Here is a 16,309-nt window from a genome sequence, read left to right as displayed (position 1 = left end):
TCAGCGTCCGAACGCCGCGTGATGGTCGCTCGTCGCCCGGGCGGCTGCGAGCAGGGCGGCCTCCGGCACCTCCTCGCCGAGCCAGGGGGTGATGGCGTCGCGCATGTGGGCGACGAAACGTTCGCCTACGGGCGTCAGCGCCTGCGAGCGGGCAAGAGTCTCGATCGCCTCGGCGGTCTGCACCCGCCACCGGGCGAACTGGGCCTGCGCGGGGTGGGGCTCGGCGTGGCGGCGCGTGCGCCAGTAGTCGGTGACGGCGAGATGGGCGTAGGTCCCCTGCAGCAGGGCCTCCAGCGGGCGGGGGTCGTCGCGCCAGGGGGCGTAGAAGAGACGCCGATCATCGGTGTCGCAGAGGTCGAGCATGTCGAGCAGCGCCCCTAGCTTCACATGCTGGAACTCGTGGAGGAGGAGAAGGGCCAGGATCGCGGGCTCGGCCGGAAGGGCGGCGGCCACCGCGCCGAACGCATGCCGTGCCGTTGAGCTGATCTCCCGGCCGGGCTCCGTCGAGATGAGCGGGACGACCGTCGTCAACCCCGTGCGAAGCCCGGGGGCATACGGCTCGTACTCCTTCTCGATCAACCGCCACGCCTCGTCGAAGGCGGCCTGCCATCGGTCCGCCTCGGCGTCGCTGAGCGGGGGAGCCGGCTGCCACTGGTGGCAGTCCCGGTAGGGGTCGCGGTCCTCAAGGAGTATCGAGAAGCCGCCGGAGGTCAGGCGACGCACCGGAACCAGCGCGGCGGAGCCCGCCATCTTCGGCCGGCCGTCCAGGACGACCAGCGTCTGCCGGCCCCCACTCGGCGGAGCCTCCAGCGTGCCGACCGTGGGAAGGTACGCGACGCCGCCCGCCGTCTCGACCTCCACCCGTGCGTCCAGTCCTGATCTGACGGCGGCCGCCGCGGCGATGTTGCCCAAGTAGGCGGAGGACGCCTCGCCTGTGAGGCAGGCGACGGCCCAGGCGCGGATGTAGGGGTGGGCCAGCACCGCGTCGAGGACGTCGCCGTGCTCCGCGTCGACACGCGTGAGCACCTCCCACGCCGCCTCGTCGCCCGCCCGCTCGTTCACCGCGGTGATCAGCGCCCTGCGCAGGCTGCTCTGGGAGCCGGCGAGGAGGGCGACGTCGCGGGCTCCGCCGGTGCCGCCGGCGAGCGCGTCCAGCGAGGCGTAGGGCAGGGTGTGGGCCCGCGTCATGGTCACCTCCCGGACATGGACGATCAGCTTGAACAGGTCCGCGCAGAAGACACTGGGGTTGTCGAAGGAGCCGGACCGGTACCGGTGTGTGTACAGCCCGCCGCCGCAGCTGCTCATCACGGGGCAGGCGCGGCACTGGGCGGACAGGCTCTCGGCCCGTCCTTGCCTGGCCCGCACTCCGGGATGAGCGGCCACGTCGTCCAGGGAGTCGCTCATCACGTTCAGCCCGGTCGCGGGAGCGCCCTCGTAGGCCACCTTCAGCGAATCCACCAGCTCGTACGATCCGTCTGTCTCGATCACCACGAGGTCGCTGGGCTGGAGACCGATGGCTTCGGTCCTGCTGGCCTGGCCTCGCGTGGTCCTGATGATGGAGTCGAACAACCTGACGTCCACCGGTCGTCCGCCGGCGTTCCAGAGGTCGAACGCGGTGATCAACCAGTCGCCGTACGCGGTGGGGGAAGAACGGGGGGGCGGCACGTCCCACGTCGCGTGGGGAAGCAGGAAATCGATCCTGGGCGGGTCCAGTGCCACCAGCGCCTCGTAGACCGCGGCGGGGTCGTTGTCCACGTCGACGGTGCACAGCAGCCCGGCGTACAGCTCCGGCCGCCGCCGCAGCCGCTCGATGGCGCGCAGTGCCTGTGCGTGGCTGCTGCGCCCATCGGCGTAACGACGATGCCGGTCGTTGGCGGCGCGGTCCCCGTCCAGGGAGACCCCCACCTTGATGCCCAGGTCGGCGAACAGATCGCAGAACCGGTCGTCCAGCAACATGCCGTTGGTGTGGACGCGCAGGTCGATGAGGCAGGACCGGTCCACCAGCCGGCGTAGCTCCGTGGCGATCCGCGCGAGGCCGGCGGGCCCCGCGAGCAGCGGCTCTCCACCGTGAAGCACCACGTGTATCTCGTCGAGGCCATGTCGCAGCACGTGCTCGGCGATGCGCTCACCGATTCGCGTCACGGTCTCCGGCGCGAGTGTCCGGGGACGGCGGGCCCAGCTCTGATCCGCGTGCTCATACACATAGCAGTGGTCGCAGCTGAGATCGCAGCGACTGTGCGCCTTGATCACATATTGCCGGAAGGGCAGGATCGGCGCACCCTGTCCGCCCCGATCCATCAGATCGACGAGTTGAAGAGCGCGACCGGCACTCGGACGCCCTGGGCCGAGAAGGGCAGGACCCGGCGGAGCGTGGCGTCGAGTTCCCCCCCGCGGAGCGTCTCGATCTGCGTGAGCCGGACGTCGTGGAGGTCACTGATCTCGGAGGCCACTTCCGCCGAGACGCCATCCGCAATGTTCATGTTCGACCGTTTCGTGGTGGAAATTGAAAGGAGGCCACCATCGATGCCTCGAAAAGGTGGTCCCCAGGGAGAACCTTAGGGCCCCAGGACGCGGAACACGAGCTTGGCGATGGCCCCTTCCGCCGACGCCTGCTCTTAGCATTCTGAAACACGTCACCCATGGTTGCAGGTGGGAACGGGTCAATTTCCCCTCGAGGCTTTCACCCGGCGGTTCTCCCATTCACCAGGTCAGCTTCGTCGGTCAGCTTCGTGCGGTCCGCCACAGGGCGTGCTCCCGGGAGATGACGTCCTCGGCTTGGCCGACGAACCGTGCCCACTCCTCGTCCGTGGCGGGCCAGCTCGCCCGGGACACGACATCCCCCAGGTCGAGCGCCGCCATCGAGTAGGTGCTCGCCAACTGGCGGTGCTGTCTCGTCTGCATCCAGGCGATACCCGCGGCGCCGACGGCTCCGACGATGCCTGGAAGGTCCAGGTTGAACACCTGGACGCCGTTCAGGACGGCCGCGACCAGGCCGAGCGCCTCGAGGACCGCCAGCGTCACCGACCACTGGGAGGCGCGCCGCTCGTTGGCCGAAGCCTTGGCCCGGTACCAGGAGCGCTGATCGTCGATGCGGCCCGCGATGTAGTTTCGCCTGCGCTCCTCAAGCGGTAGCGCGCGCAGCCTGCGCATGGCGTCCGTCACCTGCGCGTCGTTGTCCGACAGGGGGATCGGTGCGCAGTTGTGCAGATCTCTCGCGAGCGCCGTGAGCTCCGTGAGCAGGAGCAGGTCCGCGCTGTGCTCGTCGTCTCCCTGCCACCCGAACGGGTCGCCGCCCACGGTGTAGCGCCATGTGAGGGACTTGGCGGACTCGGCGGCCGCCCGGGCCTCCAGCCATTGGCGGTCGGGAACGGCCGTCAGCAGATAGACCTCTATCACCAGGGCGGACGCCAGCGCCGTGGCGGCGACGACGGCCGCCGTGTCCACCCTGCCGACGTCGAGACTGAACGCGCCGAACGTCGCCGCCAGCACGAGGCAGGTGAGACGTAGCCCCGTGGTGGTCAGCAGCCGTCGCTGGCCCGCCACCGCGCTGCGGTCGGCCGCCCTGAAGAGGGCGGGGAACTCCTCGTCCGTCAGTGTCTCCACAAGTCGAGGGGAAATGGGGGCGTGGGCCGTGTCAAGGGCGGCCCGTGCGGGTCGCACCTTCGGGCCACAGGATCCGGACCTCGATGGACCGTTGCCGCGCGTCCTCCACGACGTCCGCCGTGCCGCCGCGCCCCCGCGCGGGCGCGCCGTCCCACACCGCCAGCAGGAGATCGACGCCGGCCAGCAGCGCCTCGTTCGCCGCCTCGTACGTGGCCGGGGTGGGGTGCTCGTACGGAAGGCGTACCACCTTCCGGGCCCTGCGGAGCAGCCGGTGGAACGCCGGTCGATGGCCGGCGGGAAGGCAACGGCCGTACCGGCGGGCCGGGACGATCGCCACAAGGGCGCCGCCGAGCCCCAGCACCCGCTCCGCGAAGATCTGGTCGGCGCCGGGGGCCAGGCAGGTCACGCCGACGATGTCGGGTGCATGCCGGGCGAGCTGCTCGTGAATGGCGGAGCCGACCAGGTCGGCGGTCGCGGGGGACAGGTCGCGATGTCCCGTCACCGCCACCCGGAGTCCTCGGTCCACAACCTCCACCTCCCCAGCGGTTCTACCCCCTCGGCGCGGGGGTATGGCTGGCGGAGGCCGGTCGCGGGGCGCGCGGATCACGGTGACAGGAGGCGGTCGAGGACGCGGACGCCGAACTCCAGGCCCTCGACGGGGACGCGCTCGTCGACCCCGTGGAACATGCCGAAGTAGTCGAGGTCCGGTGGCAGCAGCAGGGGCGCGAAGCCGTACCCCCTGATCCCGATCTTCGCGAACCACTTCGCGTCGGTGCCGCCGGTCATGACGTACGGCACCGGCCGGCCGCCCGGGTCCTCTGTGAGCAGGGCAGCCGACAGGTCGTCGAACAGGCCCTCGGCGGGGGAGGAGACGCCCTCCTGGAAGCTCACGAACTCCCGGGTGACCTTCGGGCCGAGCAGCCGGTCGATCGTCTCCAGGAACTCGTCGCGCAGCCCCGGCAGGAACCGGCCGTCCACGTGGGCCTCGGCCGTGCCGGGGATGACGTTCACCTTGTAGCCGGCGTTCAGCATCGTGGGGTTGGCCGAGTTGCGCAGCACGCCGCGGAACAGGGTGGCGGCCCGGGGGAGCCGCTCGATCTCCTCGTCGAGCCGGTCCAGGTCGATCGGGGTGCCGAGGGCCCGGGACAGCTCGCCGACCAGCCGTGCCACCTCGGGCGTCAGCCGTACCGGCCACCGATGGTCGGCGATGCGGGCCACCGCCCTGGCGAGTTCGGCCACGGGGTTGTCCACGGCGGGCTTGGAGCCGTGCCCGGCGACGCCGCGTGCGGTCAGCCGCATCCACGCCGTGCCGCGCTCCCCGACGGCGATCGGGTAGATCCGCGTGTCGCCGTCGTGCCAGCTGAACCCGCCGGACTCGCTGATCGCCTCGGTGCAGCCGTCGAACAGGTCGCGGTGCCGCTCGACGGCGTGGCCGGCGCCGTACTCCCCGGTCGCCTCCTCGTCGGCGAGGAACGCGAGCACCAGATCGCGCCGGGGCCGCCGGCCCTGGCGCACCCAGGCGAGCGTCATCGCGAGCGTGCCCTTCATGTCGACGGCGCCCCGCCCGTGGACGCAGCCGTCCTCGATCTCCCCGGAGAAGGGGTGGATCCGCCACTCGGCCGGGTCGGCCGGGACCACGTCGAGATGGCCGTGCACGAGCAGCGCGTCCGGGCTGTCCCCGGGAACGCGGGCGACCACGCTGGTGCGCCCCGGCGCCGACTCGAAGACGACCGGCTCGACCCCGGCCTCGTCGAGCAGCCCCGCCACGTACTCCGCCGCCCGGCGCTCGCCGGGCCCGTCGCAGGTGCCGTCGTTGGTGGTGTCGATCCGCAGGAGCTCCGAGCAGATCTCGGCGACCTCCGTCATGCCGTGCCCTCCAGGGTGAGCGGTGGGACCTCGGGTGTGGGGAACCCGAAGATCAGGCCGTAGAACGCGAGCTCGGTCTCCAGGACCCGCACGATCGTCTCCTCGCGCCGCCATCCGTGCTGTTCCCCGGGGAAGGTGCGGTACGCCCACCGGCCGCCGTGCCGGGCCAGCGCGGCGGCGAACCGCTCCGACTGCGAGGGGTCCACGACCTTGTCCTCCAGGCCGTGCATGAGCAGCGCCGGGCCGGACGCCTGGGAGGCGTGCAGCTCCGGGGAGCGGTCGAGGTACCGGCGGCGGGTCTCGGGCAGCGGGCCGATCAGCCCGTCGAGATAGCGGGACTCGAAGTCGTGGGTCTCCGCCGCCCATCCCTCGGGGTCGCTGATCCCGTAGTGCGACACGGCGCCGCAGAACACGTCGCTGTGGACCAGGGCCGCCATCGACGTCCAGCCGCCCGCGCTGCCTCCCCGGATCGCCACCTTCGCCGCCCTCCCGGTACGCAGCAGCCACCTGGCCACGGTCTCGCAGTCCCGGACGTCGACAATGCCCCAGTTGTGCCGCAGCCGCTCGCGGTAGGCCCTGCCGTACCCGGTGGAGCCGCCGTAGTTCACCTCGGCGACGCCGACGCTCCTGCTGGTGAAGTAGGCGATCTCCAGGTCGAGGACCGGCGCGACCGAGCCGGTCGGCCCGCCGTGCACGAACACCACGTACGGCGCGGGGCCCGCGTGCTCCCCTGACGGCGCGTAGACGTGGGCGTGGACACCGTCGACGGTCACCGGCTCCGGCGTGGGCAGCAGCTCGGCCGGGGGCAGCGGCCTGCGGCGGGAGAGCACCTCCCGCTCCCCGCTGTCCAGGTCCACCCGCACCACCTCGTACGGCCGGCGCGGCGAGGCGGCCACGCCCACGGCGACCCGCCCGTCGGTGGACAGGGCCGGCGCCCACGAGGTGTAGTCGCCGCCCAGGTCCCGGATCGGCGCCGGGCCGCCGGCCACCGGGTCGTCGAGCACGCCGAGCCGGCGGTCGTCGGCCGTGCCGTACGTCACCACCACCCGTCCCGCCGCGACGGCGAAGAACGTCGCCCCGATCTTCCAGGGGGCGTCGCCGAACTCCAGGTCGGCGGGGGTGAGGTCGCGGGCCGTGCCGTCGAGCCGCACGAGGTGGAGGTTCCACCAGCCGGTCGGGTCGGTCACCGCGTACAGGCTCCCGGCGTCGCGCCACTCGGCCTGCACGGTGGAGGCACCCGTGAGCAGGACGCGGTGCGGCCCGCCCTCCACCGGGCCCACGCAGAGCTCGGTGGCGTCCCACGGCATGTCGGGGTGGTTCCACCCGATCCAGGCGATCAGCCGCCCGTCCGGCGAAATCCGTGGGTTCATCAGGAAATGGTGTGACTTGACGAGGGTGCGCGCGGGCGAGCCGTCCAGCGGCACCGCGACGATCTCCCGCTTGACGTCGCGGCCGGCGCCCGTCTCGCGGACGCACAACACCTCGTCCCCGTGCATGTCCCCGTGAATGTCCCCGGGAATGTTCCCGTGGACGACGAGGTCGCCGTGGCGGGCGGGCCCCTCGGGCGTCAGCGGGACCGGGTCGCCGCCGGGGGAGCACAGGTAGATCCGCCCGTCGGCCCAGTTGGTGAACACCAGCCTGCCGCGGTGCGCCCGCCAGGCGCGGCCGCCGTACTCCATGACCCGGTTCCTGGCGTTCCACCCGGGCGGCAGGACGTCTTCGATCGTCCCGTCCGCGGTCCGCCTGACGACGCAGCGCCGGCCGCCCTCGTGCGGGCGCGGCTCGTCCCACCACACCTCGTCGCCACCGGGATCGCCGGCGGGGTCGCCACCGGGGCCGCTCCCGCCCGGCAGCTCGACCCAGAACGGCCGGTCGTCCATGCGCGCGACGTCCACGGCCCGGATGGCGGCCGGGATGCCGGCCGGGACCGTGGCCCGGTCTGTCACCAGTTCCCCCCGGAGTCTGGAAGACGGATGTCCGGGGGGTGCACCACATGCGCGATCCCCCCGCTGCTCGTTCCGCGCAGCCATACGCTCTCGAACGCGGCGCGCGGGTAGACCCTCCGCACGCCGGCGTCCGTCGGCGCGGCCGGGTCGTTCGCGATCACGTCGCCCGCCGGGGTGAAGCCGGTGACCACCATGAGGTGGCCGCCGGTCGAGTACCCCGAGCCGGGCAGCTCCCGCTCCCTGAACGACTGCGACGTGATCACCGGGATTCCCGCGGCGATGAGGCGCTCCAGTTCGCTCAGCGAGCGCAGCCGCGTGACGAAGCCCTCGAGACCGAAGCGCCCGGCGTAGGCGACCCCGAAGGGCCAGTTGCCGGTGCCCTGGTAGCTGTGGTCGTACATGTCACGCGCCGCGTGGTCCACGGCGGGGAACGGGTCGTCCTCGGGCACCCAGCGGAGGTCCTCTTCGGCCGGCCCACGTCCCCAGTAACCCAGAACCATCGTAAACGACGCCGGGCTGCACCATGACTCCCCGCCTCCGTCCCACTGCGGGAAGTGGCCGGCGTGCGTCTTCTGCGACCGGCGCGGCACGTCGAGCTCCACGCTCGCGCCGCCCATCCACACGGCTCTCCTGCCGGTCCGCACGGCCGACGCCATCACGCTGAGCGAGCGGACGCCGCCTCCCCGGCCGTACAGGGTGGCCCGGACGCGGTAGGCGGTGACCGGCCGGGCGGCGACGAACGTGTCCACCGCCACGTCGCCGTCCGCGTCGCCCTGCCCGGGCAGGGACGTGCGGTGGATGTCGGCGCCGGTCTCGGCCCACCGGCCCATGACGTACCACTTGGTCGGCGTCCCCGTCACGGTCCGGCCCTGGAGCTCGACCTCCAGCCAGGCGCCCGGCGGCGCCGCGGCCGTCCACGACGGCACGAGCTCGGTCGCCGGAAAGCCGATCTCGCGCTCCGGCGAGGTCCACCGCACGTACGGCCAGGCACGCCCCGCGCCATCCGTGAACGGATCAGGGCCGTCCGCGAACGGATCGAGGTATTCGGCCACCCCGGTCTCGAGGTCCGTGAAGGACCACCGGTGAAGGACGACAGGGCTCACATCGGCCGACAGCAGGGTGACCACCTCGCCGATTGTCGTTTCCGGTATGACGCGGCACATCGGATGGTTTACGTATCCGGCACATCGGGACGCTACGGCACGGGCCCGGCTCCCTCGGTGCCGGATCCCGCGAAGCCGGGGCCCGGGAGATCGAGGAACCCCAGGAAGGCGGCGAAGGCCGCGTCCGCCCTCGCCGTGTCGCCTGTCGCGTCACGGTCGAGGAGCAGGCCGCGCATCACCGCCAGGACGGCCGTGGCCGTCGCGGGGGCGGCGTCGCCGCGGGCCGGTCGCAGGCCGCGTTCCAGCACCTCCAGCCAGTCGGTGGTGGCGGCCCGGCGGAAGTCCGGCCACAGGGACCGGCCCTCAGGCGTGTTGTGCACCATGCCGAACAGCCGCAGGAACGGCGCCCCTTCCGGGCCGGTCAGCACGCCCCAGGCCCGGGCGAGCGTCCGCGTGTACGGCTCGCCGCGGGGTTCGAGGACCTCGTGGAAGAGGCCGAGCTGGCGGCGCCGGGCCTCGGCCAGGACCTCCCGCAGCAGCCGCTCGCGGGTGCCGAAGTGGTAGATCAGCATGCGCGGGGAGGTGCCCGCGCCGGCCGCGAACGCCGACAGGCCGGGCGGGAGGCCGTGCAGGAGCACGTGGTCGGTGCAGGCCGCGAGCAGCCGGTCCCGGATGTCCCGCTGAGGGCGTCTGCCCACACCGGCCTCCTTTCACGTAACGCTCGTTACGTTTATCATCGTAGCCGTCCGATCGAACAGGAGATCGTGGTGCGAGTGGTGTTCGTGCACGGGGCGTGCGTCCGCGACGGCGCGTGGTGGTGGCACCGGGTGGCCGGCCTGCTCGCCCGCGAGGGAGTGGCCGGCGCGGCCCCGCCGTTGCCGAGCTGCGGCGAGACGGGGCGGACGCCGGGGGAGGGCGGGCCTTCGCTGCCCGACGACGTCGCGTCCGTCCGGGAGGTCCTGGAGTCCTCCGCCGAGCCGGCCGTCGTGGTGGCGCACAGCTACGGCGGGATCGTGGCCTGCGAGGCCGCCGCCGGGCTGCCGAACGTCGCCCACCTGCTGTTCGTCGCGAGCTTCCTGCCCGAGGCGGGCGAGAGCCTGGCGTCCTTCGGCGACGGCACACCCGCGCCGTACCTGGACTTCGGCGCTGACGGCACCTTCGGTGTCCGGCCCGAGCTCGCCACGCCGACCTTCCTGCAGGACTGCGACGCCGACGCCGTGGCGCAGGCCCACGCCCGTCTCGTACGGCAGAGCGCCGCCGTCACGGCGCAGCCGGCCGGCGCGGCGGCCTGGCGGCAGATCCCCTCGACCTACCTGGTGTGCGCCCGCGACAACGGCACTCCGCCGGCCCTGCAGCGCGCCCAGGCCCGGCGGGCGGGCCGGGTCGTCGAGATCGACGCCGGGCACCACCCGTTCCTCTCCCGGCCCAAGGAGGTCGCCGGCCTCGTCCTCGATCTCCCAGGGGTGAGCTGACCGCCTCCCCCCGGGGAGGGGTCAGAGGTAGAGGCCCGTCGAGGCGGAGGGCTCGGACGGCTCCACATGGCGGCCGTCGCGCAGCGCGAACAGCTCGGCCAGCGTCGCGCCGCCGGTTCCGACCGCCGCCGCGCCGGTCCCGCCGAGCCACCGCGCCGCCTGGGCGGCGTCGAGGCGGCCGATCTCGACCTGGGCCAGGCACCGTCCCGGCCGGACCACCGCGGGGTGCAGCCGGTTGAGGTCCTCGTTGGTCGTGATGGCGACCAGGACGTCCCTGCCCTGGCCGAGCAGGCCGTCGGTCAGGTTGAGCAGCCGCGACAAGCCCTGGCCGGTCGACTGCTTGGCCTCCGAGCGGATCAGCTCGTCGCAGTCCTCCAGGACGAGCAGCCGCCACCGGGGCCCCTCGGTCTCGTCGTCCGGGCCGTCCCAGCCGACCGCCACGTCCATCAGGTAGCCGGGGTCGCTGAACAGCAGCTCGGGGTCCAGCACGCAGTCGACCTGGCACCAGCCCGCCCACTCGCGGGCGAGCGTACGCAGCAGCGTCGTCTTGCCGGTCCCGGGCGGCCCGTGGAGAAGGAGCAGCCGGCCGGTCACGTCGCGGTCCGTCATCGTCATGAGGGCGTCGAGCCGGCCCACCGCCGTACGGGGGTAGTTGTCCCTGATCTGGTCCCACGGCGACGTGGTGATCGGCTTCGCGGAGCGGTACGGCCCGCGGGACGACCTCCACCAGAAGCCCATCCGCACGTGGTCCTGGTCGGGGCCGGGCTCCTCCGCTCCCCGGGTGGCCTCCGCCAGAACGGCCCCGGCCAGCTCCTCGCTGACCGCCGTGGCGGTGAGGACGGCCGACCGGTTGGAGTGCCTGACCACCCGCAGCGTCCAGCCCTCGCCCGCGATCAGCCGGGCCTCGTGGCCGTCGGTGTGCTGGGCGACGCGCAGCAGGCGGCCGCCCTCGGCGGTCATCGGCGCGCCGGCCCGCACGCGGCCGAGGTTGGTGCTGCGCGACCAGGGCTGCGCGCCCGTCGCGAAGGGCGAGAGCGCCATGGCGTCGATCACGTCGGCCGGAGTGTCGGTGTCGTCGAGCCAGACCTGCATCGGCAGTTCCTCCGCTGACGGCCGGGGCTCACGATCGGGGGAGAAGTGGACCTCCTTCACAACGGACATGAATCCATGGTCTCCGCTGAGGAAGCCCCTGTCGATGGATTTAACGGTCATCACTGCATTGACATTGTTTGACAGGAACAATATCGGTAAAAGGGCTTACCGGCCTACGTATTACTACTAGGCTCGACCATCCTGCCGTTCGTTTCCGGAGAGCTCTGTGGCTATCGACATCGTGACCCGCGCAGCATGGGGCGCACGTGCCCCGAAAGGCTCCTACTCGCCGTTGTCGTCGACCAGGGGCGTGAAGGTCCACTACACCGGCGGGCGGGTGGATCCGGCGATCACCGGCGACCACGCCAAGTGCGTCGCCATGGTGAAGTCCATCCAGAACTTCCACATGGACGGCAACGGGTGGATCGACATCGGCTACACGATGGTGGCCTGCCCGCATCGTAAAGTCTTCGTGGGACGCGGCCCCGGGCACGTCCCGGCGGCCAACGGGGCGGGGCTCAACTCGGGCCACTACGCGGTGCTCGGCCTGGTCGGCAACTCCGGGCTGGTGCAGCCCACCGACGGGATCCTGAACGCGATCCTCGACGCGATCGACTACCTGCGGGCGGAGGGCGGCGCGGGCAAGGAGATCAAGGGCCACCGCGACGGCTACTCCACCGACTGCCCCGGCGAGCCCCTGTACTCCTGGGTGCGCAAGGGCGCGCCCCGGCCCGGCGCCTCCGGGAGCGGCACGAATCCGCCCCCCGCATCAGGCCACGAGTGGCCGGGCCGCCTGCTCAGATACCCGCCCGTCACCAAGGGTGACGACGTGCACGACTGGCAGGCCCAGGTGAAGAAGCTCGGCTACGACATCGACGTGGACGGCGAGTACGGCCCGGCGTCCAAGGCCGTCTGCGTACGGTTCCAGAAGGACAAGCACCTCGACGCGGACGGCGTCGTGGGGCGGAAGACGTGGGACGCGGCCTTCGCCGCCAAGCCCTGACCCCGCCACCGCGCGCCGGGGTTCTCCCCCGGGACCCGTGGACGGCGGCACAGGATCCAGTGGACGGCGGCACAGGATAGGGGGCACCCCGGGGTCCGCGGACCCGGCGTTTCGGCTTAGCATCCGGAACATGACCACGGTGCCGCCTGACGAACTCACCGGCCTCACGGGCCCCACTGTCCCCGGCGGCCCCGCCGCCGGCTTCCCCGCGGCGACCCGGGAGCAGTGGCGGGAGCTGGCGCTCGGAGTGCTGCGCAAGTCGGGCTGGGAAGGCCCGGCGGCGGAGGTGGAGCGCCGGCTCTCCTCCGTGACCTACGACGGCGTCACGGTGGCTCCGATCTACGACTCCTCGGACCTGCCCGTGCCCGCTCCCCGCCTGGTCCGGCCGGCGGGGGGCTGGCCGGTGGGTGGCTGGCAGGTGCGGCAGCGCCACGCGGGCCCCGACCCCGCGGCGCTGCGGGAGGCGGTGCTGGCCGACCTGGAGAACGGGGCCGCCTCCGTCTGGCTGGACCTGACCTGGCTGGGGCCGGAGCCGCTGCCCGCGGTGCTGGCCAAGGTGCTCGACGGGGTGTATCTCGATCTCGCGCCGGTCGTGCTGGAGGCGGGCGCCCGTACCGCGGAGGCCGCTGACGCGTTCCTGCGGCTGGCCGGCGGGACGGCCCTGCCGGGCGGCAACCTCGGCGCCGATCCGCTGGGTCTGGCGGCCAGGACCGGCCGGCACACGGAGACAGGCGAGGGCCTGGCGCCGGCGGCCGAGCTGGCCGCGCGCTGCGCCGCCGGCCATCCGGGGATGCGCGCGGTGACGGTGGACGCGCTGCCGTACCACGACGCGGGCGGGGCGGACGCGCAGGAGCTGGGATGCTCGATCGCCACCGGGGTCGCGTACCTGCGCGAGCTCACGGGCGCCGGCCTGACGGTGGAGCAGGCGCTGGGGCAGATCGAGTTCCGGTACGCCGCCACGGCCGACCAGTTCCTCACGATCGCGAAGCTGCGGGCGGCGCGCCGGCTGTGGGCCCGGGTGGCCGAGGTGTGCGGCGCGCCCACGGATCCGGGAGGGCCGGGAACGCAGTTCCAGCACGCGGTGACGTCGTCGGCGATGATGACGGCGCGCGATCCGTGGGTGAACATGCTGCGCGCGACCGTGGCCTGCTTCGCCGCCGGAGTGGGCGGGGCCGACGCGGTGACGGTGCAGCCGTTCGACGCGTGCCTCGGCCTGCCGGACGGGTTCGCCCGGCGGATCGCCCGCAACACGCAGGCGTTGCTGGTGGAGGAGGCCAACGTCGCCCGCGTGGCGGATCCGGCCGGAGGGTCCTGGTACGCCGAGCGGCTGACGGCGGAGCTGGCGTCCACGGCGTGGGAGTGGTTCCAGGAGATCGAGCGGGCCGGGGGGATGGCCGCCGCCCTGCGGGGGCTCGTCCCCGAGCGGCTGGCCGCCACCCGGGCCCGCCGCGCCGCCGACGTCGCCCGGCGCCGGCGGCCGATCACAGGGGTGAGCGAGTTCCCCCATCTGGAGGAGAGACCGGTGCGGCGTACGCCGGGGCCGGGGCTGGCCCGCCCGTCGGCGGGCGGGGACGGTCTGCCGGTGGTGCGGTACTCCGAGGAGTTCGAGGCGTTGCGTGATCTCGCCGACGCCCAGCCGGTGCGGCCGCGGGTGTTCCTGGCCACGATCGGGCCGGTCGCGGTGCACACGGCGCGCGCCTCGTTCGCGGCGAACCTGTTCGCCGCCGGAGGGGTGGCGGCGGTGACGAGCGGGCCGGGCACCGACCCGGCCGCGATCGCCGGGGCCTTCCGCGACTCCGGCACCCCGGTCGCCTGCCTGTGCTCCAGCGACGCCATGTACGGCGAGCACGCGGAGGCCGTGGCCGCCGCGCTGCGCGAGGCCGGGGCCGAGCGGGTATGGCTCGCCGGGAAGGGACGCCACGCCGGGGTGGACGGGAGTCTTTACGCCGGATGCGACGCGCTCGACGTTCTCCGCACGACCTTCGACGACCTGGGAGTGAGCCGATGATTCCGGACTTCTCGGATATCGCCCTGGAGCCGGGAGCCGTACCGGACCCCGGCGCGGACTCCGGCCTGGACTCCGGCGCGGCGTCCGGCGGCGAGGTGTGGCGGACACCCGAGGGCATCGACGTGCGGCCGCTGTACACCGCCGCCGACCTCGACGGTGTGGAGCCCCTGGAGACCTACCCGGGGATCGCGCCGTTCGTGCGGGGGCCGTACCCCACGATGTACGTGACCCAGCCGTGGACGATCCGGCAGTACGCCGGGTTCTCCACGGCGGAGGAGTCCAACGCGTTCTACCGGCGCAACCTGGCGGCCGGGCAGAAGGGCCTGTCGGTCGCGTTCGACCTGGCGACCCACCGGGGGTACGACTCCGACCATCCCCGGGTCGCGGGGGACGTCGGCATGGCCGGGGTGGCGATCGACTCGATCTACGACATGCGGCAGCTGTTCGACGGGATCCCGCTGGACCGGATGAGCGTGTCGATGACCATGAACGGCGCGGTGCTGCCGATCCTGGCGCTGTACATCGTCGCCGCCGAGGAGCAGGGCGTGAGCCCGGACCGGCTGGCCGGGACCATCCAGAACGACATCCTCAAGGAGTTCATGGTCCGCAACACCTACATCTACCCGCCGGGCCCGTCGATGCGGATCATCTCCGACATCTTCGCCTACACCTCGACGCGGATGCCGAAGTTCAACTCGATCTCCATCTCCGGCTACCACATGCAGGAGGCGGGGGCGACGTGCGATCTTGAGCTGGCGTACACGCTGGCCGACGGGGTGGAGTACCTGCGGGCGGGACGGGCGGCGGGGCTGGACGTCGACGCGTTCGCGCCGCGGCTGTCGTTCTTCTGGTGCATCGGGATGAACTTCTTCATGGAGGTGGCCAAGCTCCGCGCGGCGCGGCTGCTGTGGGCCCGCCTGGTGAAGGGCTTCGGCGCGCGGCAGCCGAAGTCGCTGTCGCTGCGCACCCACAGCCAGACGTCGGGGTGGTCGCTGACGGCGCAGGACGTGTACAACAACGTGGCGCGCACATGCGTCGAGGCCATGGCGGCCACGCAGGGGCACACCCAGTCGCTGCACACCAACGCGCTGGACGAGGCGCTGGCGCTGCCCAGTGACTTCTCGGCCCGGATCGCCCGCAACACCCAGCTGCTGCTCCAGCAGGAGTCGGGGACCTGCCGGGTGATCGACCCGTGGGGTGGCTCGTTCTACGTGGAGCGGCTCACCCATGACCTCGCCCGTACGGCGTGGGGGCACATCGAGGAGGTCGAGCGGGCCGGGGGGATGGCCAGGGCGATCGACCAGGGCCTGCCGAAGATGCGGATCGAGGAGGCGGCCGCGCGGACCCAGGCGCGGATCGACTCCGGCCGCCAGCCGGTGATCGGGGTCAACCTCTACCGCCCGGCGGCCGACGAGCCGATCGAGGTGCTCAAGGTGGACAACACCGCGGTGCGCGCCCAGCAGATCGACAAGCTGCGCCGGCTGCGCGAGGAGCGCTCGGACGCCGAGGTGGAGCGGGCGCTGCGAGCCCTGACCGAGGGCGCGGCGGCCGGTCCCGGAGCCGGCGCGAACCTGCTTGAGCTGGCGGTGGACGCCGCCCGGGCCAAGGCGACGGTCGGGGAGATCTCCCAGGCGCTGGAGAAGGTCTTCGGCCGGCACGCCGCGCAGGTCCACACGATCTCCGGGGTCTACCGGGCCGAGGTCGGCGACGGCGAGGGGGCGGATGTGGTCGAGCGGGTGCGGGAGGCCTGCGCGCTGTTCGAGAAGGCAGAAGGCCGCCGGCCGCGGATCCTGGTGGCGAAGATGGGCCAGGACGGGCACGACCGCGGGCAGAAGGTGATCGCGAGCGCCTTCGCCGATCTGGGGTTCGACGTCGACGTGGGCCCGCTGTTCGCCACGCCGCAGGAGGTGGCCCGCCAGGCGGTGGAGGCCGACGTGCACGTGGTCGGCGTCTCCTCCCTCGCGGCGGGGCACCTGACGCTGGTGCCGGCGCTGCGCGAGGCTCTGGCCGAGCTCGGCGCCGACGACGTCATGATCGTCGTCGGCGGGGTCATCCCTCCGGGGGACGTCGCCGAGCTGCGAGCTGCGGGCGCCGCCGCCATCTTCCTCCCCGGGACCGTCATCGCCGACGCCGCGCTCGACCTGCTCGGGGACCTGTCGGCGCGCCTCGGCCACGGCTCCTCAGCCGCGTCATGACCCGGTCGCACCCGCTTACTG

General features: G+C 72.8%; 13 protein-coding genes. 4 read left to right on the top strand and 9 right to left on the bottom strand.

Annotation, left to right across the window (positions count from 1 at the left end; all coding sequences use genetic code 11):
- From AB0B72_RS12945 to AB0B72_RS12910, 8 genes are all read right to left on the bottom strand, one after another.
- Positions 1 to 2,298: an FxsB family cyclophane-forming radical SAM/SPASM peptide maturase gene (locus tag AB0B72_RS12945; protein WP_367738815.1), complete on the bottom strand. Its 2,298-nt coding sequence runs from the start codon at positions 2,296 to 2,298 to the stop codon at positions 1 to 3.
- A complete protein-coding gene (gene fxsA / locus AB0B72_RS12940) occupies positions 2,298 to 2,480 on the bottom strand; it encodes an FxSxx-COOH cyclophane-containing RiPP peptide (protein ID WP_367738814.1) in 183 nt (60 codons plus the stop codon). The genes AB0B72_RS12945 and fxsA overlap by 1 nt, the downstream gene beginning before the upstream one ends.
- Before the next feature lie 241 nt (positions 2,481 to 2,721).
- Complete coding sequence (locus tag AB0B72_RS12935) at positions 2,722 to 3,603, bottom strand: DUF4231 domain-containing protein (RefSeq protein WP_367738813.1); 882 nt, start codon at positions 3,601 to 3,603, stop codon at positions 2,722 to 2,724.
- A gap of 31 nt (positions 3,604 to 3,634) precedes the next feature.
- Positions 3,635 to 4,129, bottom strand: coding sequence for a hypothetical protein (locus tag AB0B72_RS12930; RefSeq protein WP_367738812.1), 495 nt, complete (start codon positions 4,127 to 4,129; stop codon positions 3,635 to 3,637).
- Positions 4,130 to 4,206: 77 nt separating this feature from the next.
- Positions 4,207 to 5,469, bottom strand: coding sequence for a M20/M25/M40 family metallo-hydrolase (locus AB0B72_RS12925; protein WP_367738811.1), 1,263 nt, complete (start codon positions 5,467 to 5,469; stop codon positions 4,207 to 4,209).
- Positions 5,466 to 7,415, bottom strand: coding sequence for a prolyl oligopeptidase family serine peptidase (locus tag AB0B72_RS12920; protein ID WP_367738810.1), 1,950 nt, complete (start codon positions 7,413 to 7,415; stop codon positions 5,466 to 5,468). Before AB0B72_RS12920 ends, AB0B72_RS12925 begins: the two co-directional genes overlap by 4 nt.
- On the bottom strand, positions 7,412 to 8,542 hold the full coding sequence (locus AB0B72_RS12915) for a C39 family peptidase (protein WP_367738809.1): 1,131 nt from the start codon (positions 8,540 to 8,542) through the stop codon (positions 7,412 to 7,414). The genes AB0B72_RS12920 and AB0B72_RS12915 overlap by 4 nt, the downstream gene beginning before the upstream one ends.
- 68 nt (positions 8,543 to 8,610) lie before the next feature.
- On the bottom strand, positions 8,611 to 9,216 hold the full coding sequence (locus tag AB0B72_RS12910) for a TetR/AcrR family transcriptional regulator (protein ID WP_367738808.1): 606 nt from the start codon (positions 9,214 to 9,216) through the stop codon (positions 8,611 to 8,613).
- Between the two features lie 69 nt (positions 9,217 to 9,285).
- Between AB0B72_RS12910 and AB0B72_RS12905 the strand changes: the two genes are divergently transcribed.
- Complete coding sequence (locus AB0B72_RS12905; RefSeq protein ID WP_367738806.1) at positions 9,286 to 9,990, top strand: alpha/beta fold hydrolase; 705 nt, start codon at positions 9,286 to 9,288, stop codon at positions 9,988 to 9,990.
- Positions 9,991 to 10,011: 21 nt separating this feature from the next.
- On the opposite strand, the gene AB0B72_RS12900 is transcribed toward AB0B72_RS12905, so the two are convergent.
- The gene (locus AB0B72_RS12900; RefSeq protein ID WP_367738805.1) at positions 10,012 to 11,151 is read right to left on the bottom strand and encodes a DUF5925 domain-containing protein; all 1,140 of its coding nucleotides are present in this window, start codon (positions 11,149 to 11,151) and stop codon (positions 10,012 to 10,014) included.
- A 157-nt stretch (positions 11,152 to 11,308) separates the two neighbouring features.
- Between AB0B72_RS12900 and AB0B72_RS12895 the strand changes: the two genes are divergently transcribed.
- The 3 genes from AB0B72_RS12895 (at position 11,309) to scpA (ending at position 16,288) form a co-directional block, all read left to right on the top strand.
- Positions 11,309 to 12,085, top strand: a complete 777-nt coding sequence (locus AB0B72_RS12895) for an N-acetylmuramoyl-L-alanine amidase (RefSeq protein ID WP_367738804.1) — start codon at positions 11,309 to 11,311, stop codon at positions 12,083 to 12,085.
- A 130-nt stretch (positions 12,086 to 12,215) separates the two neighbouring features.
- On the top strand, positions 12,216 to 14,093 hold the full coding sequence (locus tag AB0B72_RS12890; protein WP_367738802.1) for a methylmalonyl-CoA mutase family protein: 1,878 nt from the start codon (positions 12,216 to 12,218) through the stop codon (positions 14,091 to 14,093).
- On the top strand, positions 14,090 to 16,288 hold the full coding sequence (gene scpA / locus AB0B72_RS12885) for a methylmalonyl-CoA mutase (RefSeq protein ID WP_367738801.1): 2,199 nt from the start codon (positions 14,090 to 14,092) through the stop codon (positions 16,286 to 16,288). The genes AB0B72_RS12890 and scpA overlap by 4 nt, the downstream gene beginning before the upstream one ends.
- Positions 16,289 to 16,309 lie beyond the last annotated feature (21 nt).

Source organism: Microbispora sp. NPDC049125, from assembly GCF_040802045.1.
Lineage (GTDB): Bacteria > Actinomycetota > Actinomycetes > Streptosporangiales > Streptosporangiaceae > Microbispora.
Note: the sequence above shows the minus strand (reverse complement) of the source record. Positions and strands in the feature narration are given on the sequence as shown.

Excerpts from the sequence above, each read along its gene's own strand:
- AB0B72_RS12890 (WP_367738802.1), top strand. The coding sequence starts at position 12,216 with ATGACCACGGTGCCGCCTGACGAACTCACCGGCCTCACGGGCCCCACT.
- AB0B72_RS12945 (WP_367738815.1), bottom strand. The coding sequence starts at position 2,298 with ATGGATCGGGGCGGACAGGGTGCGCCGATCCTGCCCTTCCGGCAATAT.
- AB0B72_RS12900 (WP_367738805.1), bottom strand. The coding sequence starts at position 11,151 with ATGTCCGTTGTGAAGGAGGTCCACTTCTCCCCCGATCGTGAGCCCCGG.
- scpA (WP_367738801.1), top strand. The coding sequence starts at position 14,090 with ATGATTCCGGACTTCTCGGATATCGCCCTGGAGCCGGGAGCCGTACCG.
- fxsA (WP_367738814.1), bottom strand. The coding sequence starts at position 2,480 with ATGAACATTGCGGATGGCGTCTCGGCGGAAGTGGCCTCCGAGATCAGT.
- AB0B72_RS12925 (WP_367738811.1), bottom strand. The coding sequence starts at position 5,469 with ATGACGGAGGTCGCCGAGATCTGCTCGGAGCTCCTGCGGATCGACACC.